The following is an 18,786-nucleotide window of genomic DNA, read 5'->3' as shown; positions in this document are numbered from 1 at the left end:
CCGGGACGCTACGCCCGGTCTCCTCCGCCAGCGGGGACCTGCCAGTACCCGTCAGGGGTGCCCACCGCCCCCTCAGCGTCCCTCGGACAGGAAGGCGATCGCACGCTCACGGAAGTCGCGCGACGTGGGGGCGTTGAAGTGGTTCCGACGCGGGATCTCGAAGAACGACGCGTCCGGCGCCGCCTCGGCCAACCGCACGGCGCTGTCCCGGATCCCGTCCTCGCTGCCCGCCGCCATCAGGATCGGCTGCGCGGGGGCGTTCTCCGGCGTCGGCTCGACGCTGTTCCGCATCCCCTCGACCATCGCGACGAGCGCGCGGAGGTCGTTCCCCTCGACGTTCGCCGCCATCTGCAGGTACCCGTTCGTCACCCGGTCCTCGACCGGGGTGCCGTCGGCGATGTACGCCTTCGCCTGGTCGACCGCCACGCGGCGCATCGGGTCGGCGTCCGGGATCCCGCCGAGGACGGCCCGCGAGATCCGGTCCGGGATCTGCTCGGCGGTGTGCCAGCCGACACGGGCGCCGAGCGAGTACCCGAGGAACGCGACGTCGTCGAGCAGGTAGGTGTCGACGACCGTGGTGACGTCGGCGACGAGCAGGTCCATCGAGTACGCGGACGGGTCGTGCGGCTTCGACGAACCACCGTGCCCGCGCTGGTCGAGCGCGACGACGCGGTACCCCGCTCGGACGAGGTCACGGGTCCACCCCGAGGCGTGCCAGTTCAGGACGGCGCCGGAGGCGAAGCCGTGCACGGCCACCACGACGGGGGCGTCCGGCTCGCCGAAGTCGTACGTCGCGAGCTTCAGGCCGTCCGGGGACATCACGGCACGGGGACGGGGCGCTTCGGGGACGAGTGACATGGCGCGACCAGGCTACCGGGGCATGGTGGTGGCCATGGACGGCTACGGCGGCGATCAGGTCCGGGCGGCGGAGCGGCCGCACCTCGAGGCGGGCGAACCCCTCATGCAGCGCGCGGCGGCGGGGCTGGCCCGCATCGTCGGCGAGCTGCTCGACGACCCGGCGGTCCGCCCGCAGGACGGCCCGGGGTCGGTCCTGCTGCTGGTGGGCAGCGGCGACAACGGCGGTGACGCCCTGTTCGCGGGCGCGCACCTGGCGTCGGACGGGAGGCACGTGACGGTGCTGCGCGTCGGCGCACGTGTCCACGAGGCGGGCCTGGCAGCGGCGCTGGACGCCGGGTCGCGCCTCGCCCCACCGGCACGGCCGGACCGCCGCTGGCGCGTCGCTCCGGAACCGGCGGCGTGGGCCCCGGACGGCCCGACGGACCCTGACGACGCCGGTGCGGCCGACGTCCTGCGGGCCGCCGCGACCCCGGACGCCGAGCGCCTGGCGGCGGTCGCCGCCGAGGCCGCCGCGGGAGCCGACCTCGTGCTCGACGGCATCCTCGGCATCGGTGCCGGCGGCGGCACCCCCTTGCGCTCCCCCGCTCGGCAGGTCGTCGACGCGATCCGCGAGCTCGCCCGCGACCAGCGCGCCCCCTTCGTCGTCGCCGTCGACGTGCCGAGCGGCATCGACGTCGACACCGGCGCGGTGGCCGACGACCACGTGCTCCACGCCGACGTCACCGTGACCTTCGGCGGGGTCAAGGCGGGCCTGCTCACCGGCCCCGGGGCGACGCTCGCCGGGCGGATCGAGCTCGTCGACGTCGGCATCGGAGCGGACCTGGCGACGATGGAGCCGCTCGTCCGCACCTGACGCCGGTCCGCGCCCGACACCGACCCGGCGTCGGCGGGAACGGGATCAGGCCGCGCCGGCGTCCACCCCGTCGACGACATCGGGACGCGCCTCGAGCCACGTGTCGACGAAGTGCCGGTAGTTGGCGGCGATCACCTGCTCGGCCGCCTCGTGGTCGAGCCCCTGCTGCACGACGTCGTCGAGCGCGTCCTCCCAGTTGCTCCGCCCGATGGCGAAGCCGACGAAGCCGTCGACGGGCGCTGCGACGCGCAGCCACCGGTCGAGCTGGTCCTCGGGGGCGTCGCGGCCCAGCACGATGCACTGCACGTGGTCCCGACCTCCGGCGCGCACGGCGGCGACGACGCGCTCGGCGTCCTCGGTGCGGTCGAGGCCCTCGAGCTTCCACACGTCCGGCTCGACCCCGTGCTCCTGCAGGTACCCGATGGTCTCGACGACGAGTCCCGGGCGGACGTCGCGGTCGTAGTCGTCCGCCTGCGCCTGCTGGTCGTCGGTGCCCGGGACGAGGAGCTCGACCAGGAACGCGCGGTCGGCGTCGTGCAGGGCGCGGGAGACCTCGGCGAGCCGCTCGGCCTGCGCCTGCCGGTCACCGGCGTCGAACGCGGGGTTGTCGCGGACCAGGACCTTCACGAAGTCGGGGTCGAACGAGTCCACGTGCGCGAGCCAGTCGTCGCCGTATTCGAGCTCGAACCAGTCGCGGCCGGACCGCTCGATCGGCATCGCGAGCTGCAGCCCGGCCTCGCGGACGAGCCGGGCGACGTCGTCGCCGTAGCGCTCGTCGACGAGCACGCCGGTGCGTGCACGGGAGGCCCCTGCGGCGAGCGCGGTGAGCACACCGCGGTACACGAGCTGCTTGCCGGCACGGACGCGCTGGGCGTCGGCCTCGTCCGCGGGCTCGCCGGACTCGTCGCCGTAGGTGTGCTCCAGGAGCGAGGACCGCTGGTCCATCGCGAGGAGGAAGAGGGGGTGCTGTTCATCGAGGTCGGCCATGCCGCCATGCTGCTCGCACCCCCTCCGGCCACGCTCAGTGGGCGCGGTACAGTTCCGGCTCCGGCAGTCCGTGGGCGGCACGGATGCTGCGCGAGATGCCCTCGATCGCCACGAGCGCGTCGACCACGGCCTCGGCGGTCACGGGGAACGGCATGTTGTGGATCGTCTCGCTCTCCACGGTGGCGGCCTCGGCGACGGCCCGGAGCACGTCCCGGTCGTCGACGGTCAGCCCGATCTCGGTCAGGGTGTTCGGCAGTCCGACCCTCGTCGTGAAGACGACGAAGTCCTCGATCTCGTCGGCGGGCGCCCCCTCGAGCACGAGCTGCGCGATCGTCCCGACGTTGACCTTCTGCCCGTGCGCGAGGCCGTGCGCCTGCGGGGCCGCGGTCAGGCCGTTGTGGATCGCGTGCGCCGCGGCGAGGCCACCGGACTCGAAGCCGAGCCCGGAGAGCAGGGTGTTCGCCTCTACGACCTTCTCGAGCGCGGGCGTGACGACCTTCGCCTTCACGGACTCGATCGCCTGGAGCGCGTTGTCGTGCAGGAGCTCCCACGACAGCTCCGCGAGCGCGACACCGGTCTCGGTCTGCAGCCCGCCGGCCATGGTGTCGGCGTTCGCGCGCTTCGCGGCACGGGCCTCGACCCAGGTCGCGAGGGCGTCGCCGATGCCCGCGACGAGGAACTGCACGGGGGCGTTCGCGACGAGCTTCGTGTCGATGAGCACGAGGTCCGGGTTGTGCGGGAAGAAGCGGTACTCGACGAACTCCCCCTCCTCCGAGTAGACGACCGCGAGCGCGGAGGTCGGGGCGTCGGTGCTGGCGGCGGTCGGCACGCTCGCCCAGCGGATCCCGGCGAGGTGCCCGGAGGCCTTCGCGGCGTCGATCGCGGACCCGCCGCCGAGGCCGACGACCACGTCGGAGTCCGTCTCGCGGATCTTCGCGGTGAGGTCGTCGATCGCCTGCGGGGTGGCGAAGCGTCCGAAGCCGACCCGCTCGACCGGCAGCCCGGCGGCGTCGAAGCTCGTGCGGACGGCGTCCTCGACGATGCCCCACACCACGTCGTCGGCGACGAGCAGCGGACGCTTCCCGATCGGCGCGACGAACTCCCCGACGCGGGTGATCGCGTCCTTGCCCTGCACGTAGCGGGCGGGGCTCATGACGGTGCTGATCGGAGTGGCCATGGTGCTGCTTCCTTCCGGGTGGATCGTGCTGTTGTACGACAGGTGTCGGCGGTGCCGACGCACCGGACGCTACGCGGGCCGGCTGCGGGTACGGTCGGCGGCATGACGTTCAACGAGGACTCGCAGCTCAGCGGCGGGAAGGTGAAGCGCCGCGGGCGGACGGCGGCGATCGGTGGTGGCGGCGTCGGTGTCGCGGCGATCGTGGTGTTCCTCATCGCGCAGTTCACCGGGGTCGACCTGAGCGGCATCGTCGGCGACGGTAGTGGCACCACCCAGATCCAGCAGCAGGACGAGACGGTGCAGCCCGCCGAGGAGTGCCGCACCGGCCGCGACGCGAACCAGCGGGTCGAGTGCCGCATGGAGGGCGCGGCCGAGTCGCTCGACGCCTACTGGACGAGCGAGGCCGCCGACCTCGGGATCTCGTACACGACGCCGGGCTTCGTGCTCTTCGACGGGTCGACGGACACCGGTTGCGGCCAGGCCTCGGCGGCGACCGGCCCGTTCTACTGCCCGCCGGACCGCTCGATATTCCTCGACACGGCGTTCTACGACGACCTGCAGTCCCGGTACGGCTCGTCCGGCGGTCCGCTCGCCCAGATGTACGTCGTCGCGCACGAGTGGGGCCACCACGTGCAGCAGCTCGAGGGCACCTTCGCCGACACCGACCGCTCCGGCACCGGCGCGTCCTCGGGGAGTGTCCGCGTCGAACTGCAGGCGGACTGCTACGCGGGCTCCTGGGTGGGCTCGGCCGCGACCACCCGCGACGCGAACGGCGAGACGTTCTTCGAACCCGTCACCCGGGCGCAGATCGCCGACGCGCTGTCCGCCGCGAGCGCCGTCGGCGACGACAGCATCCAGGAACGGGCCACGGGTCGCGTCGACCCCGACTCGTTCACGCACGGGTCCAGCGCCCAGCGCCAGGCGTGGTTCACGCGGGGCTACGAGCGCGGGGCCACCGCCTGCGACACGTTCAGCGTGCCGGGCTCCCAGCTCTGATCCGCGGGCCGCGGACGCACGCTCGGGTCACGAGCCGCCCCCGGACGCACGGGAGGCTCCCCACCGATCCGGTGGGGAGCCTCCCGTCCGTCGGTCTGCCGACCGGTCGCGACGTCAGCCGGCGGACGCGCTCGCGGAGGGGGTCGGGGTCGCGGTGGGCGACGGCGTCGCGTCCGACGCCCCGGCCGCCGACACCACGAAGGTGCGGAAGTCGTCGTTGGTGATCGGCGCGGTGAGCTCGTACTGCTTGCCGTTCACGAGCACCAGGGGCGGCCCGGGGAACTCGTCGAGCGACGAACCGGGGATGTCGCCGCCGGTCACGTCGGCCGTGCGCTCGTCGACCCACTTGGCGTAGGTCTGGTCCTGGATGCAGTCGCGGATCGCAGCCGCGTCCTGCACGCCGTCGACCCCGGTGACGAGCCGCTCGAGCTGCGCGTCGGTGAGGCCGGAGGTGCCCTGGTCGGGCTGCCGCGCGAAGAGCGCCTGGTTCACGGCGTAGAACTGGTCGGGCGACCGGTCCGCGACGCAGGCCGCGGCGTTCGCGGCGCGCAGCGAGTACTTCGTGCCCTGCGACCGGTTCGTCAGCACGGCGACCGGGTGGATGTCGACCGTCGCGGCGCCGGAGTCGACCAGGCTCGCGATGTACTCGCTGTTGGCGTCCTCGAACTGCGCGCAGGTGTCGCAGAGGTAGTCGACGTACATGGTGATCCGCACCGGGTCGGACGCGTCGGTCGCGTCGGGCGTCGGGGACGACGAGGACGCCCCGACCGGGCGCAGGCCCTCGCCGATGGTGATGCCGCCCTGCGACATCGTGGACGGTCCGGGGCCGGCGGGCTTCACCGAGTCGACCAGCACCAGCGTGACGACCGCCACCGCGGCGAGGAGCACGACCCCGAGCCCGATCTGCAGTCCCAGGCGTGTGCCGCGCTGCCGGCGCTTCTGCTGGGTCCGTGCTCGCTGGGCCCGCTGCCGTGCGGCCTCTCGTCGTTCGTTGCGCGCGGCGCGTGCGTCACCCTCGGGGCGGTTGGTCATGCGTCGTTGGTCCTCACGTTGCTCCTGACGTCCGCACGGCCTCGCCTTCCCCCGTACGCCGGACGGACCCGCCGATCGTAGTGGTCCTTCCTGGGACCAGCCAACCAGGTCGGACCGGACACTGGCGCTGGCGGGGGAACTCGTGTTGTATGAGCACCGATGGTCGACGACGACCATCCGGGGCCCCCACGGGCAACCGCTTCACAACGGATCGTCCGGCACGTACCTGCCGGTGAAGGAAGGATCGAACGCTCATGGCGTCCGTCACCTACGACAAGGCAACCCGTCTCTACCCCGGAGGCACCCGCCCCGCGGTCGACTCCCTCGACCTGGACGTCGCCGACGGCGAGTTCCTCGTCCTCGTCGGCCCCTCGGGCTGCGGCAAGTCCACCTCCCTGCGCATGCTCGCCGGCCTCGAAGAGGTCAACTCCGGCGCCATCCGCATCGGCGAGCGCGACGTCACCGACGTCCCGCCGAAGGACCGCGACATCGCGATGGTGTTCCAGAACTACGCGCTGTACCCGCACATGACCGTCGCCGAGAACATGGGCTTCGCGCTCAAGATCGCCGGTGTCGGGAAGGAGGAGCGCGCCACCCGCGTGCAGGAGGCCGCGAAGCTCCTCGACCTCGAGCAGTACCTCGGCCGCAAGCCGAAGGCGCTCTCGGGTGGTCAGCGTCAGCGCGTCGCGATGGGCCGCGCGATCGTCCGTCAGCCGCAGGTGTTCCTCATGGACGAGCCGCTGTCGAACCTCGACGCCAAGCTCCGCGTGCAGACCCGCACCCAGATCGCGTCGCTGCAGCGTCGCCTCGGCGTCACCACGGTCTACGTCACGCACGACCAGACCGAGGCCCTGACCATGGGCGACCGCATCGCGGTGCTCAAGGACGGCATCCTGCAGCAGGTCGGCTCCCCGCGCGACCTGTACGAGAAGCCGAACAACGTGTTCGTCGCGGGCTTCATCGGTTCGCCGGCCATGAACCTGCTGCCGGCCGACGTCATCGAGGGCGGCATCAAGTTCGGCACGCTGAACCACCCGCTCGACCGCGACACCCTGTCGAACGCGCGCTCCGGCAACATCACCGTCGGCATCCGCCCCGAGGACGTCGTCGTGTCGACCTCGGGCGAGGGCCTGCCGGTGACGGTCGACGTCGTCGAGGAGCTCGGCGCTGACGGCTACCTCTACGGCCACGCCGACGTGAACGGCCAGCGCACGGACATCGTCGCCCGCGTCGACGGGCGTTCGCACCCGTCGATCGGCGACACGATCGTCATCACGCCGAAGCAGGGCCACGTGCACGCCTTCGACACCGAGTCGGGCGAGCGCCTCGACGACAAGGCAGTCGTCAGCGCGTAGTCTGCGCAGTTCCCCCGGGAGCCCGCGCCCGCCTCACCAGGGCGGGCGCGGGCTCCCGCTGTTCCACCCACCGGACGCCGTGCGCGTGGTGCCGCCGCCACGAGCCCGACGTCCGGTACCGCGCCCTCCAGGAGCCAACCGTGCCCGACTCCCTCGCCATCACCGCCGCCACCGTCGACCCCGGCCTGCTCGACCTGCCGTGGGACCTGCCGCTCGAGGACTGGCCCGACGACGTCATCGTCGCCCTGCCGAAGGGCATCTCGCGGCACCTCGTGCGCTTCGTGCACCTGAGCGGGTACGTCGCGGCCGTCAAGGAGACCGGGGAGGAGGTCGCGCGGGCCGAGTACGAGATGCTCCGCACGCTGCAGCGCATGGACGTGCCGTGCGTCGACCCGGTCGCGGTGATCACGAACCGAGCCGACACCGACGGCGAGCCGCTGCACCCGGTGCTCGTGACCCGACACCTGCGCTTCTCGCTGCCGTACCGCGCGCTGTACTCGCAGACCCTGCGACCGGAGACCGCCACGCGCCTCGTCGACGCCCTCGCGCTGCTGCTCGTGCGCCTGCACGTCATCGGCTTCTACTGGGGCGACGTCTCACTGTCGAACACCCTGTTCCGCCGCGACGCTGGTGCCTTCGCCGCGTACCTCGTGGACGCCGAGACCGGGAAGCTCTACCCGGGCGGCCTCTCCAACGGACAGCGCGAGAACGACCTCGAGGTGGCCCGGGTCAACATCGCCGGTGAGCTCCTCGACCTCGAGGCCGGCGGGCGCCTCGACGAGAACGCCGACCCCGTGGACGTGTCGAACCGGATCGTCGCGCAGTACCGGACGCTCTGGAAGGAGCTGACCGGCACCGAGCAGTTCGACGTCAAGGAGCGCTGGCGCATCAACGACCGGGTCGAGCGCCTGAACGCCCTCGGGTTCGACATCGAGGAGCTCTCGATCCACACCACCGAGGGCGGCTCGCAGGTGCGGATCCAGCCGAAGGTCGTCGACGCCGGACACCACCAGAGGCGTCTGCTCCGGCTGACCGGGCTCGACGCCGGCGAGAACCAGGCGCGGCGGCTGCTCAACGACCTCGACGCCTACCGGGCGCGGAACGGGCGGGACCAGCTCGACGAGGAGATGGTGGCGCACGAGTGGGTGTCCCGGGTGTTCGAGCCGGTGATCCGCTCGATCCCGCGTGACCTGCGCGGACGTCTGGAGCCCGCCGAGGTCTTCCACGAGCTGCTCGAGCACCGCTGGTTCATGTCCCAGGAGGAAGAGCGTTCGGTCTCCCTGCCCGAGGCCACGACGGCGTACATCAACGACGTGCTGCGGCACCGCCGCGACGAGCGGCTGCTCATCAACCCGCCGACGTCGTCCATGACGCTGCCGATCCCCGTCGTCGAGGACGACACGGCAGACGAGGACGACGTCGAGGACTGGCGCGCGACGGTGTAGCCGGGCCTCCAGGTGGTCGGGTGGCTGCGTGCTGCGCCACCGCGCAGCGCGCGCCTACTCGGCGCGACGGCGCCGAGCGACCTCCCACAGGGTGACGCTCGCGGCGATGCCCGCGTTGAGCGACTCGGTGGCGCTGGAGATCGGGATCGAGACGATCGCGTCGCAGGTCTCGGTGACCAGGCGGGACAGCCCCTTGCCCTCGGACCCGACGACGATCACGATCGGCCGGTCGGCGAGCTCGAGAGCGTCGAGCTCGACGTCCCCGTCGCCGTCGAGACCGAGCACGAAGAGCCCCATCGACTTCAGCGACTTGAGCGTCTGCGTCAGGTTCGGTGCCATCGCGACGGGTGTGCGCGCAGCGGCACCGGCACTCGTCTTCCACGCCGACGCCGTGACGCCGACCGAGCGGCGCTGCGGCACGATGACGCCGTGGCCACCGAAGGCCGCGGTCGAGCGGATGATCGCGCCGAGGTTCCGCGGGTCGGTGATGCCGTCGAGGGCGACCATGAGCGGGACCTGGTCGCGGGAGAACGCGCGCTCGGCGAGGTCCTCGGCGACGGCGTACTCGTACGCCGGGACCTTCAGCGCGACACCCTGGTGCACGCTGTCGTGGCCCGTGATGCGGTCGAGCTCCGGCCGCATGATCTCCATGATCGGGACGCCGCGGTGGTTGGCGAGCGCCAGGATCTCCTTGACGCGGTCGTCGACCTCGATGCGGGCGGCGATGTACAGCGTCGTCGACGGGGTCTTCGTGCGCAGGGCCTCGAGCACGGAGTTGCGCCCGGTCACGAGCTCGGAGTCGTCGCTCTTGCGCTGCGGCGGCCGACCGGTGCGCTGCTGCGGCGAGCTCGACGCACCGTGACGGCCGCGGGCAGCGTCGAGCCGGTCCTTCGCCGCCTTGCGCTTGCCGGCGGGGTGGTACGGCCGGTCCTCGGCCTTCGGCGTGGGCTTGCGCCCCTCGAGCGCCTGCGCGCCCTGGCCGCCGGAGCCGACCTGCTTGTTGCCCTTGCGGCCGGAGCGGACGGCGCCGGGCCGACCCTTCTTGCTCCCCGAGACGTTCTTCATTGCTCTCTCCTGTCCGGCACGGCCGTTGTCAGGCGATGCTCCAGCGTGTTCCTGCTGCGGTGTCCTCGATGATGATCCCCGCGGCTGCGAGGTCGTCCCGCACCCGGTCCGCCGTGGCGAAGTCGCGTGCCGCACGGGCGTCGGCGCGCTCCTGCACGAGGCGGTCGACGAGCGCGGCGAGCGGTGCGGCCGAGACGTCCTGCGCACCACCGGACCAGTGGGCCGCTCGCGGGTCGATGCCGAGGACCTCGACCATGGCGGCCACCTGATGGTACGCGACCCCGAGCGCTTCCACATCGTCGGCGTCGAGCGCGGCGTTCCCGGAACGGACCGTCTCGTGCAGCACGGCCAGCGCCTGCGGCACCGCGAGGTCGTCGTCCATCGCTGCCGCGAACGCGTCGGGCACGGCCGGGGCGTCGCGGAGCGGGACCCCCTCGAGCCGGGGTTCCGCGCGGGCCAGGAACCCCTCGATCCGGTCGTAGGCGGCCTCGGCCTCGGCCAGCGAGCCGTCGTGGTGGTCGATCGAGGACCGGTAGTGCGCCGCGCCGAGGAAGTACCGGACCACGGCCGGACGGGCGGACGCGAGGAAGTCGGCGGCGAAGATCGAGTTCCCGAGGGACTTCGACATCTTCTGCCCCTCGACCGTCACCAGGCCGTTGTGCAGCCAGTACGACGCGAACGGGTCGCCGGCCGCGGTCGACTGCGCGAGCTCGTTCTCGTGGTGCGGGAAGCGCAGGTCGAGGCCGCCGCCGTGGATGTCGAACGCCGGGCCGAGGTAGCGCCGCGACATCGCCGAGCACTCGATGTGCCAGCCCGGGCGGCCCGGCCCCCACGGGGAGTCCCAGGTCGCCGTCGTCGGCTCGCCCGGCTTGGCGCCCTTCCACAGCGCGAAGTCCCGCGGGTCGCGCTTGCCGCGGGGGTCGGCGTCGGGGGCCTCGACCATGTCCTCGCGCCGCTGGCGCGTCAGGGCGCCGTAGGACTCCCAGCTGCCGGTGTCGAAGTACACGTCGCCCGTGCCGTCGGCGGCGGCGTACGCGTGCCCGCGCTCGATCAGCCGCTCGATGATCTCGTGCATCTGCGGCACACTCGCGGTCGCCCGCGGCTCGTACGTCGGGGCGAGGATCCCGAGGGCGTCGTACGCGGCGGTGAACTCCCGCTCGACGCGGTACGCCCGGGCGAACCACTGCTCGTCGGTGCCCGCGGCCAGGTCGAGCACCTTGTCGTCGATGTCGGTGACGTTCCGCACGAGGGTCACCCGGTACCCGCGGTACGTCAGCCACCGGCGCCACACGTCGTAGACCAGTGCCGAGCGCAGGTGCCCGATGTGCGGCGACGACTGCACCGTCGGCCCGCACACGTACATGCTCACCTGTCCGTCGACCAGCGGGACGAGGTCGACGACGGCTGCGGCGCGGGAGTCGTACAGGCGAACGGTCACGCCCCAAGCCTAGGACGTCGGACGCGCCGGGTGACGGAGGAGGTCGGGAGCGGTCAGCGCGGCCGGACGACGGCGGTCGCGATCGCCGCGAGCCCCTCACCGCGCCCGGTCAGGCCGAGGCCGTCCGTCGTCGTGCCGGAGACCGCGACGGGAGCACCGACGACCGCGGCCAGGGCGGACTGCATCTCGTCGCGTCGGGCACCGATGCGGGGACGGTTCCCGATCACCTGGACCGTGACCGAGGTCGGCGCGAGACCGGCCGAGCGCAGGAGCTCGACGGCCCCGCGGACGAAGACGTCACCGGTGGCCCCGGCGTAGCGCGGGTCGGAGGTGCCGAAGCGCCCGCCGATGTCACCGAGGCCGCCCGCCGACAGCAGTGCGTCGCAGACCGCGTGGGCGACCGCGTCGCCGTCGCTGTGCCCGGAGAGCCCCGGTTCGCCGGGGAAGTCGAGCAGCCCGACCCGGCACGGCGACGCGGCGTCGAAGGCGTGCACGTCGACCCCGAGGCCCACGCGGACGTCGGGCGCCGCGGCTGCCGCACCGGTGCGGGAGGCCACGAGCGCCTCGGCCCGTGCCAGGTCCCACCGCGTGGTGATCTTGAACGCGTCGGCGTCACCCGGCACCGTGCGGACCGTTCCCCCGGCCGCCCGGAACACACCCGCGTCGTCGGTCTCGGAGCGCTCGGCGCCCGCGTAGGCGGCCCGGAGTGCGGCGAGCGGGAAGACCTGCGGCGTCTGCACCCCGACGAGCGCCGACCGGTCGACGGTCTCGACCACGACGTCCGCGTCGACACGCTTGACGGTGTCCGTGACGGGCAGGGCCGGGACGACGCCGTCACCGGTCGCGCGTGCACGGTCGAACACGGCGTCGAACTGCGCCGCCGGCGTCAGGCAGCGGGCGGCGTCGTGGACACCGACCCACTCGATGCCGTGCGGCAGGGCGTCGAGGCCCGCCTGGACCGAGGCGTGGCGGTCAGCACCGCCCGCGACGACCACGGTGAGGTCGACCGCGTGTCCGGCGGTCGCCGCGACCAGGGCGCGGCACTCGTCGAGCCGGGCTGCGGGTGCCACGACCACGAGGACGGTCGGCTCGGCCAGGGTGAGCACGGTGCGCAGGGCGCGGGTGAGCATCGGCTCGCCCGCGACCGGGACGAACGCCTTCGCGTCCCCGATGCCCAACCGCGTGCCGGACCCGGCTGCGACGACGACGACCGCCCTGCTCACCCGATCGGGGAGCAGGGCGGTCGTCGTCGTGTCGTCCAGCGGCGGTCCGCGCTACGAGGCGAGGACCTCGTCGAGGACGGTCGATGCCTTGTCCTCGTCGGTCTTCTCGGCCAGGGCGAGCTCGGAGATCAGGATCTGCCGGGCCTTGGCCAGCATCCGCTTCTCACCCGCGGAGAGCCCGCGGTCCTGGTCGCGGCGCCAGAGGTCGCGCACGACCTCGGAGACCTTGATGACGTCACCGGACGCCAGCTTCTCCAGGTTCGCCTTGTACCGGCGCGACCAGTTCGTGGGCTCTTCCGTGAAGGGCGCCCGCAGGACCTCGAAGACCTTGTCGAGGCCTTCCTTGCCGATGACGTCACGGACGCCGACCAGGTCGACGTTGTCCGCCGGCACCTCGATCGTCAGGTCACCCTGCGTGACACGCAGCTTCAGGTAGACCTTTTCCTCGCCCTTGATGACGCGCGTCTTGACTTCAGAGATGGTTGCCGCCCCGTGGTGGGGGTAGACGACGGTCTCGCCGACCTCGAATTGCATGTATCAGGCTCCGTTCCCAGGACCCCCAGTTTACCACAAGGACCTTTCGGGTAAGGGGCCTGGGCGGCCCGCACCCCCGACGATCGGTAGGATGGGCGCGGACCGCCTGGTCCACATCGTGATCTTCCGGAGGAATCTCTTGCGAGCTCGGGTACTCGTGTCCGTCGCCGTTGCGGCATCCATCGCGCTCGGCGCCACCGGCTGCGAGTTCATGTCGCCCGCGCACACCAAGGAGATCAAGCAGATCACCGACGGCGTGAACGTCAGCACCGGCTCGATCGACATCCGGAACGCGCTGCTCATCTCCGACGGCGGCGAGGACGCGCGCTTCGTCGGGAGCTTCATCAACACGGGGTCGAAGGACGTCACCATGAGCGTCGAGGTCGGCGGCGTGACCCAGACGGTCGAGATCCCGGCGAACTCGCACGTCGATCCCGCCGTCCCGGCCGGCCCCTCGAGCGAGGCCGAGTCCAGCGTCCAGTCCGGCGCCGAGACGCAGGGCACGCGCTCCGCCGGCCAGCCGGAGCTCGTCTTCTCGGGCGCCGACGCCGTCCCCGGCTCGCTCGTCAAGACGTACTTCTCGTACTCGGGCGCCGAGGGTGTCTCGGCCAACGTCCCGGTGCTCACCAGCGCCCTCGAGGAGTACCAGACCCTCGCCCCGACGACGTCCCCGTCGGCCACCCCGTCGAGCACGGAGACCTCGCCGTCGGAGAGCGGCTCCGAGCCCACCGGCGACGCCACGGCTCCGGGCACCCAGTCGGGCGACTCGCAGACCGACTCGTCCGAGGGCGACAGCGGCACGAACTGACCGCCGCGCGCCGGACGGGCGCGACGACCTGACGCAACGCACCGGAGGCCCGGTGCCGGTTCCGAGAACCGGCACCGGGCCTCCCGTGCGTCGCCGGTCAGCCCTCGATCCGGTACCCCAGACCGCGCACCGTCACCAGGACCTCCGGGGCGCTCGGCACGCGCTCGATCTTCGACCGGATGCGCTTGATGTGCACGTCGAGCGTCTTCGTGTCCCCGAAGTAGTCCGACCCCCACACGCGGTCGATGAGCTGCCCGCGGGTGAGCACGCGTCCGGCGTTCCGGAGCAGGAGTTCGAGCAGCTCGAACTCCTTGAGGGGCATCGGCGTCTCCGCCCCGTCGACCGTCACGGTGTGCCGCTCGACGTCCATCCGGATCCCGCCGACCTGCAGGATGCCGCTGTCGCCCGGGTCGTCCTCGGTGCGCCGACGCAGCACCGCCCGGAGCCGGGCCAGGAGCTCCCGGGTCGAGTAGGGCTTCGTCACGTAGTCGTCGGCGCCGAGCTCGAGCCCGACGACGATGTCCACCTCGGAGTCCTTCGCGGTGAGCATGATGATCGGCACGTTCGAGCGCGTCCGGACCTGCCGGCAGACCTCGGTGCCGCTCAGTCCGGGCAGCATGAGGTCGAGCAGGATCAGGTCGGGGTTCTCGGTGTCGAACTTCGACAGCGCGGTCACGCCGTCCGCGGCGACGGCGGTCTCGTACCCCTCGCGCTGCAGGAGGAACTCCAGGGGCTCGCTCAGGGCCGGCTCGTCGTCGACGATGAGGATCTTGGTCACGATGACTGCTCTTCCAGTTGCTCTTCGAGTGCGGTGGTGAGTTCGGGATCCGCCTCGGGCAGGCGGATCGTGAAGGTCGAGCCCTTGCCGGGCTGCGACCAGACGCGGACGTCGCCGCCGTGGTTGCCGACGACGTGCTTGACGATGGCGAGCCCGAGACCGGTGCCGCCGGTGGCCCGCGACCGTGCGGGGTCGACGCGGTAGAAGCGCTCGAACACGCGGTCGAGGTCGGCCTCCGGGATGCCGACGCCCTGGTCGGTCACCGCGATCTCGACGAAGCCCTTGGTCGAGCGGACGCCGACGCCCACACGGGTGTGGTCCGGGGAGTACTTGACCGCGTTGGCGATGAGGTTCGACACCGCGACCTGCAGCAGCCCCGGGTCGCCCATGACCCGCAGCTTCGACCGCTTGGCCCGCACGATCTCGATCTCCCGGGCGCGGGCGACGACCTCGTTCGCGTCGACCGCCGCCTGCACGATCTTGTCGACCGACGTCTCCTCGCTGTTCTCGAGGGTGTCGACCGACTGCAGCCGCGACAGCTCGATGATGTCCTTCGTCAGGGCCCCGAGCCGCTCGGACTCGGTGATGAGCTGCCCGGCGAACCGCTTCACGTGGTCCGGGTCGTCGGCGGCGACGACGAGGGTCTCGGCGAGCAGGCCGATCGCCCCGATGGGGGTCTTCAGCTCGTGCGAGATGTTCGCCACGAAGTCGCGTCGGACCTCGTCGATGCGGCGGCTCTCGGTCAGGTCGTCGGCCGTGACGAGCACGTAGCGGTTGCCGAGCTGCGCCGCCCGGAAGCTCAGGTAGCCGACCAGTTCCCCGCTGCGCCCGCGGGGCAGCTCGAGGTCCTCCGACCCCATCTCCCCGCTCCTGCGCACCTGGTCCACCAGGGCGACGAGCTCGGCGTGCACGAGCTTCCGCCGCACGACGAGCCCGACGGTCAGTGCCTGCGGCGACGCGGCGACGACCGTGTTCGAGGGGTCGACGACCACGGCCGGGTTGTGCATCGTGGCGATGACCGCGGCGACGCCGTCGGGCAGCGTCCGTTCCGCGACGTCGGCTGCCCGGGCCGTGCGCTCCGCCGTGATGACCAGCACCACGACCCCTGCGCCGAAGACCCCGCCGAGGAGCATCGACAGTGGCACGAGCCACGCGTTGTCCATGCCGCCAGTGTAGGGATCGTCACGCGGGGTTCCGACGCCGTTCACCCCGCTTCCGCTCAGTCGAGGCCCCGGATCGTGAGGTGTTCAGCCGCAGGTCACCGTTCGTTCACCTGGGCTGACGACACTCGTCCGGTACGCATCAGAGAGGCACATCCCCCATGCGCGAAGTCTTCCAGCAGGAGCTCCAGGACGTCCAGGAGCGTCTGACCGAGATCGCCGGACTCGTCGAGTCCGCCATCACCCGTGCGACGCAGGCGTTCAGCGAGTCCGACGTCGCCCTCGCCGAGGAGGTGATCGCCGACGACGCCATGATCGACCACGCGGCGAACAGCCTCGACGAGATCGCGATCGACATCCTCGCGCGGCAGGCGCCGGTCGCCCGTGACCTCCGCGTCGTCGTGACCGCGCTGCGCGTCAGCTCGTCGCTCGAGCGCATGGGCGACATGGCCGAGCACATCGCGCAGCTCGCCCGCCAGCGCTTCCCCGAGAAGGTCGTGCCGAAGGGCCTGCGCGGCACCTTCAAGCAGATGGGCGCGCACGACGTGCAGATGGCCCAGAAGCTCACGCGCCTGCTCGCGACCGAGGACATCGCCCTGGCCGCGGAGATCCGCGACGAGGACGACGCCGTCGACGAGCTGCACGCGAGCGTGTTCGACTTCGTGCTCGGCGAGACCTGGAAGGGGAACCCGATCGACACGGTCGACGCGACCCTGGCCTCGCGCTACCACGAGCGCTTCGCGGACCACGCGGTGTCGATCGCCAAGAAGGTCGAGTACCTGGCGACCGGCGACTGGACCGGCGCCGCGTCGGTGACGGCCTCCCCCGCCTGACGGGTTCTGCCAGGATCGTGGCATGGCTCAGGTCGCGATCGTCGTCAACGGGATGCCCGGTTCGGGCAAGAGCACGGTGGGCGCCGCCCTGGCCGAGGTGCTCGGCTGTCCCTTCCTGTCGAAGGACCGCATCAAGGAACCCCTGGCCGACGTGGTCGGTCCGATGATCGGCTCGCGCGAGCTCGGCGGCATCGCGATGGACACGATGTGGTCGATGGCGCAGGCCGTCGAGAACGGGGTCGTCCTCGACGCCGTCTGGCTGCCGTCCCGTGACCGCGACCGTCTGGAGGCCGGACTCGCCTCCGCCGGCTCACCGCGCGCCGTCGAGGTGTTCTGCCAGGTCGACCGGGTCACCGCCGCGGACCGGCTGCGCGACCGGTACGAGCCCGGCACACTGCCCGTCCGGCACGAGGTGCACGGGGACCTGGCGGAGATCCTGGCCTTCTGGGACGAGCACGGCGACGCGGCCGCACCGATCGGGCTGCCGGGCGTCCCCGTCGTGCGGGTCGACACCGGTCGCCCCTACGACGTCGGGGCGCTCGTGCAGGAGATCGCCGACCACTTCGTCTGAGGCCCGCCCGAGGTGCACGAACGCCCCGCCGGTGTCCGGCGGGGCGTTCGTCGTGCTGGTGCTACTTCTTGGCGCCCTGCGCGGCGACCGCGGCGGCACCGGCAGCGGCGGCCTCCGGGTCGAGGTAGTACGAGGGCTTCGTCGGACGGAAGTCGTCGTCGAGCTCGTACACGAGGGGGATGCCCGTCGGGATGTTGAGGCCCGCGATGTCGTCGTCGGAGATGCCGTCGAGGTGCTTCACGAGGGCGCGGAGCGAGTTGCCGTGCGCGGTGACCAGGACGGTCTTCCCCTCGCCCAGGTCCTTCGTGATGTCGGACTCCCAGTACGGCAGCAGCCGGTCGATGACGAGCTTCAGCGACTCGGTGCGGGGCAGCTGGTCGCCGAGGTCGGCGTAGCGGCGGTCCCCGGCCTGCGACCACTCGGCGTCGTCCGCGATGGGGGGCGGCGGCACGTCGAACGAGCGACGCCACTCCATGAACTGCTGCTCGCCGTACTGCTCGAGCGTCTGGGCCTTGTCCTTGCCCTGCAGGTCTCCGTAGTGGCGCTCGTTGAGGCGCCAGTCGCGCTTCACCGGCAGCCAGGCCAGGTCGGCCTCGAGCAGGGCGATGTCGGCGGTCTGGATCGCGCGGGTCAGCAGCGACGTGTAGAGGACGTCGGGGACGATGCCCGACTCGGCGATGAGGGTGCCGGCACGCTTCGCCTCCTTCTCGCCGAGCTCGGAGAGCCGGACGTCGACCCAACCGGTGAACAGGTTCTTCTGGTTCCAGTCACTGTTGCCGTGACGCAGCAGGACGAGCGTGGAGGTCATGCGTCCGAGTCTACCGAGCGGGTGCGCCTCGGTACCCTGGGGTCCATGCCCATCGGGAACGTCACGCGCGGGACCACCGGGTACAACCGGCTCCGTCGTGTCGACCGCTGGATCGCCGCGCTCCCCGTCCTGCGCCGGACGGACGACCCGCTCGTGGCCGACGTCGGGTACGGCGCTCGACCGACGACGACCCTGGAGCTCCGCGACCGGCTGGCCCGGGTCCGACCCGACGTCGAGGTCACCGGCATCGAGATCGAGCCGTCACGCGTGGCGCTGGCGAACGCGGGCACCCGTGACGGGGTGACGTTCCGGCTCGGCGGCTTCGAGACGCCGACGCCCGGTGGCCGCCGTCCCGCCGTGATCCGGGCGTTCAACGTCCTGCGGCAGTACGACGAATCCGCCGTCGTCGACTCGTGGCGGATCATGCAGGACCGCCTGCAGCCCGGCGGGACACTCGTCGAGGGCACCTGCAACGAGGTCGGCCGCGTGGCGTCCTGGGTCACGCTCGACGAGCACGAGCCGCACACGTTCACGGTGTCCCTGCGCGTCGCCGACCTCGAGCTGCCGAGCATCGTGGCGGAGCGACTGCCGAAGGCCCTGATCCACCGCAACGTCCCCGGGGAGCGGGTGCACGCGTTCCTGCTCGACCTCGATCGTGCGTGGGCGGTCGCCGCTCCGCTCGGCACGTACGGCCCCCGCCAGCGGTGGATCGCGACGGTGCAGGGCGTGCGCGACCGGGGCTGGCCCGTGCTGCACGGGGTCTCCCGGTGGCGCCTCGGCGAGCTCAGCGTCCCCTGGTCGGCCGTCGCTCCCGCCTGAGCGGCCGCCGCGCCACGAGACTCGCCCAGGCGGACACGTCCACGGT

At 72.1% G+C, this 18,786-nt stretch carries 19 protein-coding genes; 8 read left to right on the top strand and 11 right to left on the bottom strand.

Annotated elements, in window-relative coordinates:
• Positions 1 to 72: 72 nt before the first annotated feature.
• Positions 73 to 858, bottom strand: a complete 786-nt coding sequence (locus M3666_RS11575; RefSeq protein ID WP_251155274.1) for an alpha/beta fold hydrolase — start codon at positions 856 to 858, stop codon at positions 73 to 75.
• Here M3666_RS11575 and M3666_RS11570 point away from each other — a divergent pair.
• Positions 857 to 1,711: an NAD(P)H-hydrate epimerase gene (locus M3666_RS11570; protein WP_209685431.1), complete on the top strand. Its 855-nt coding sequence runs from the start codon at positions 857 to 859 to the stop codon at positions 1,709 to 1,711. The genes M3666_RS11575 and M3666_RS11570 overlap by 2 nt on opposite strands.
• A 45-nt stretch (positions 1,712 to 1,756) precedes the next feature.
• Here the strand turns inward: M3666_RS11570 and M3666_RS11565 are convergent, their stop codons facing one another.
• Both M3666_RS11565 and M3666_RS11560 read right to left on the bottom strand, forming a co-directional pair.
• Complete coding sequence (locus M3666_RS11565; RefSeq protein ID WP_251155273.1) at positions 1,757 to 2,698, bottom strand: 2-deoxy-5-keto-D-gluconate 6-phosphate aldolase domain-containing protein; 942 nt, start codon at positions 2,696 to 2,698, stop codon at positions 1,757 to 1,759.
• Between the two features lie 34 nt (positions 2,699 to 2,732).
• Positions 2,733 to 3,875: a glycerol dehydrogenase gene (locus M3666_RS11560; RefSeq protein ID WP_209685428.1), complete on the bottom strand. Its 1,143-nt coding sequence runs from the start codon at positions 3,873 to 3,875 to the stop codon at positions 2,733 to 2,735.
• A gap of 102 nt (positions 3,876 to 3,977) precedes the next feature.
• Here M3666_RS11560 and M3666_RS11555 point away from each other — a divergent pair, with 102 nt between their 5' ends.
• The gene (locus M3666_RS11555) at positions 3,978 to 4,871 is read left to right on the top strand and encodes a neutral zinc metallopeptidase (protein ID WP_209685426.1); all 894 of its coding nucleotides are present in this window, start codon (positions 3,978 to 3,980) and stop codon (positions 4,869 to 4,871) included.
• A gap of 114 nt (positions 4,872 to 4,985) precedes the next feature.
• Here the strand turns inward: M3666_RS11555 and M3666_RS11550 are convergent, their stop codons facing one another.
• Positions 4,986 to 5,903 (bottom strand): thioredoxin domain-containing protein, encoded by a 918-nt coding sequence (locus M3666_RS11550; protein WP_066656620.1) that lies wholly within the window; start codon positions 5,901 to 5,903, stop codon positions 4,986 to 4,988.
• Positions 5,904 to 6,157: 254 nt separating this feature from the next.
• On the opposite strand from M3666_RS11550, the gene M3666_RS11545 reads away from it, so the two are divergent.
• A complete protein-coding gene (locus M3666_RS11545) occupies positions 6,158 to 7,258 on the top strand; it encodes an ABC transporter ATP-binding protein (protein ID WP_066656626.1) in 1,101 nt (366 codons plus the stop codon).
• A 140-nt stretch (positions 7,259 to 7,398) separates the two neighbouring features.
• Complete coding sequence (locus M3666_RS11540) at positions 7,399 to 8,703, top strand: DUF4032 domain-containing protein (protein WP_066656629.1); 1,305 nt, start codon at positions 7,399 to 7,401, stop codon at positions 8,701 to 8,703.
• A 54-nt stretch (positions 8,704 to 8,757) separates the two neighbouring features.
• On the opposite strand, the gene rlmB is transcribed toward M3666_RS11540, so the two are convergent.
• From rlmB to M3666_RS11520, 4 genes are read right to left on the bottom strand one after another with little or no spacing between them, the layout of a single operon-like run.
• Positions 8,758 to 9,768 carry a 23S rRNA (guanosine(2251)-2'-O)-methyltransferase RlmB gene (rlmB, locus tag M3666_RS11535; protein WP_066656632.1) on the bottom strand — a complete coding sequence of 337 codons (1,011 nt, stop codon included), beginning with the start codon at positions 9,766 to 9,768 and terminating at the stop codon, positions 8,758 to 8,760.
• Positions 9,769 to 9,796: 28 nt separating this feature from the next.
• Positions 9,797 to 11,206: a cysteine--tRNA ligase gene (gene cysS, locus M3666_RS11530; RefSeq protein ID WP_251155272.1), complete on the bottom strand. Its 1,410-nt coding sequence runs from the start codon at positions 11,204 to 11,206 to the stop codon at positions 9,797 to 9,799.
• Between the two features lie 53 nt (positions 11,207 to 11,259).
• A complete protein-coding gene (ispD, locus tag M3666_RS11525) occupies positions 11,260 to 12,429 on the bottom strand; it encodes a 2-C-methyl-D-erythritol 4-phosphate cytidylyltransferase (RefSeq protein ID WP_251155271.1) in 1,170 nt (389 codons plus the stop codon).
• 51 nt (positions 12,430 to 12,480) lie between these two features.
• Positions 12,481 to 12,963 (bottom strand): CarD family transcriptional regulator, encoded by a 483-nt coding sequence (locus M3666_RS11520; protein WP_017888066.1) that lies wholly within the window; start codon positions 12,961 to 12,963, stop codon positions 12,481 to 12,483.
• Between the two features lie 157 nt (positions 12,964 to 13,120).
• Between M3666_RS11520 and M3666_RS11515 the strand changes: the two genes are divergently transcribed.
• On the top strand, positions 13,121 to 13,771 hold the full coding sequence (locus tag M3666_RS11515) for a hypothetical protein (RefSeq protein ID WP_066656653.1): 651 nt from the start codon (positions 13,121 to 13,123) through the stop codon (positions 13,769 to 13,771).
• A gap of 97 nt (positions 13,772 to 13,868) precedes the next feature.
• On the opposite strand, the gene M3666_RS11510 is transcribed toward M3666_RS11515, so the two are convergent.
• Both M3666_RS11510 and M3666_RS11505 read right to left on the bottom strand, forming a co-directional pair.
• Positions 13,869 to 14,549 carry a response regulator transcription factor gene (locus M3666_RS11510; protein ID WP_066656662.1) on the bottom strand — a complete coding sequence of 227 codons (681 nt, stop codon included), beginning with the start codon at positions 14,547 to 14,549 and terminating at the stop codon, positions 13,869 to 13,871.
• Positions 14,546 to 15,712, bottom strand: coding sequence for a cell wall metabolism sensor histidine kinase WalK (locus M3666_RS11505; RefSeq protein ID WP_066656668.1), 1,167 nt, complete (start codon positions 15,710 to 15,712; stop codon positions 14,546 to 14,548). The genes M3666_RS11510 and M3666_RS11505 overlap by 4 nt, the downstream gene beginning before the upstream one ends.
• Before the next feature lie 158 nt (positions 15,713 to 15,870).
• Between M3666_RS11505 and phoU the strand changes: the two genes are divergently transcribed.
• Together phoU and M3666_RS11495 are read left to right on the top strand one after the other, a co-directional pair.
• Complete coding sequence (gene phoU, locus M3666_RS11500) at positions 15,871 to 16,542, top strand: phosphate signaling complex protein PhoU (protein ID WP_066656682.1); 672 nt, start codon at positions 15,871 to 15,873, stop codon at positions 16,540 to 16,542.
• A 22-nt stretch (positions 16,543 to 16,564) separates the two neighbouring features.
• Entirely contained in the window at positions 16,565 to 17,113 is a 549-nt protein-coding gene (locus M3666_RS11495) for an AAA family ATPase (protein WP_251155270.1), read from the top strand.
• Between the two features lie 61 nt (positions 17,114 to 17,174).
• Here M3666_RS11495 and M3666_RS11490 read toward each other — a convergent pair whose 3' ends face one another.
• Positions 17,175 to 17,921, bottom strand: coding sequence for a phosphoglyceromutase (locus M3666_RS11490; RefSeq protein ID WP_066656688.1), 747 nt, complete (start codon positions 17,919 to 17,921; stop codon positions 17,175 to 17,177).
• A 45-nt stretch (positions 17,922 to 17,966) separates the two neighbouring features.
• Between M3666_RS11490 and M3666_RS11485 the strand changes: the two genes are divergently transcribed.
• Positions 17,967 to 18,740 (top strand): class I SAM-dependent methyltransferase, encoded by a 774-nt coding sequence (locus M3666_RS11485; RefSeq protein WP_251155269.1) that lies wholly within the window; start codon positions 17,967 to 17,969, stop codon positions 18,738 to 18,740.
• Positions 18,741 to 18,786: the final 46 nt, after the last annotated feature.

The sequence above is a fragment of the Curtobacterium sp. ODYSSEY 48 V2 genome, from assembly GCF_023712625.1.
Taxonomy (GTDB): Bacteria; Actinomycetota; Actinomycetes; order Actinomycetales; family Microbacteriaceae; genus Curtobacterium.
The sequence above is the reverse complement of the archived record's forward strand: the minus strand, read 5'-3'. Positions and strand labels throughout refer to the sequence as shown.

Coding starts and splice junctions, on each gene's coding strand:
- M3666_RS11550 (WP_066656620.1), bottom strand. CDS start 5,903: ATGACCAACCGCCCCGAGGGTGACGCACGCGCCGCGCGCAACGAACGA.
- M3666_RS11545 (WP_066656626.1), top strand. CDS start 6,158: ATGGCGTCCGTCACCTACGACAAGGCAACCCGTCTCTACCCCGGAGGC.
- M3666_RS11485 (WP_251155269.1), top strand. CDS start 17,967: ATGCCCATCGGGAACGTCACGCGCGGGACCACCGGGTACAACCGGCTC.
- M3666_RS11495 (WP_251155270.1), top strand. CDS start 16,565: ATGGCTCAGGTCGCGATCGTCGTCAACGGGATGCCCGGTTCGGGCAAG.
- M3666_RS11560 (WP_209685428.1), bottom strand. CDS start 3,875: ATGGCCACTCCGATCAGCACCGTCATGAGCCCCGCCCGCTACGTGCAG.
- M3666_RS11575 (WP_251155274.1), bottom strand. CDS start 858: ATGTCACTCGTCCCCGAAGCGCCCCGTCCCCGTGCCGTGATGTCCCCG.
- rlmB (WP_066656632.1), bottom strand. CDS start 9,768: ATGAAGAACGTCTCGGGGAGCAAGAAGGGTCGGCCCGGCGCCGTCCGC.
- M3666_RS11490 (WP_066656688.1), bottom strand. CDS start 17,921: ATGACCTCCACGCTCGTCCTGCTGCGTCACGGCAACAGTGACTGGAAC.
- phoU (WP_066656682.1), top strand. CDS start 15,871: ATGCGCGAAGTCTTCCAGCAGGAGCTCCAGGACGTCCAGGAGCGTCTG.
- M3666_RS11505 (WP_066656668.1), bottom strand. CDS start 15,712: ATGGACAACGCGTGGCTCGTGCCACTGTCGATGCTCCTCGGCGGGGTC.
- M3666_RS11555 (WP_209685426.1), top strand. CDS start 3,978: ATGACGTTCAACGAGGACTCGCAGCTCAGCGGCGGGAAGGTGAAGCGC.
- M3666_RS11565 (WP_251155273.1), bottom strand. CDS start 2,698: ATGGCCGACCTCGATGAACAGCACCCCCTCTTCCTCCTCGCGATGGAC.
- M3666_RS11520 (WP_017888066.1), bottom strand. CDS start 12,963: ATGCAATTCGAGGTCGGCGAGACCGTCGTCTACCCCCACCACGGGGCG.
- M3666_RS11570 (WP_209685431.1), top strand. CDS start 857: ATGGCGCGACCAGGCTACCGGGGCATGGTGGTGGCCATGGACGGCTAC.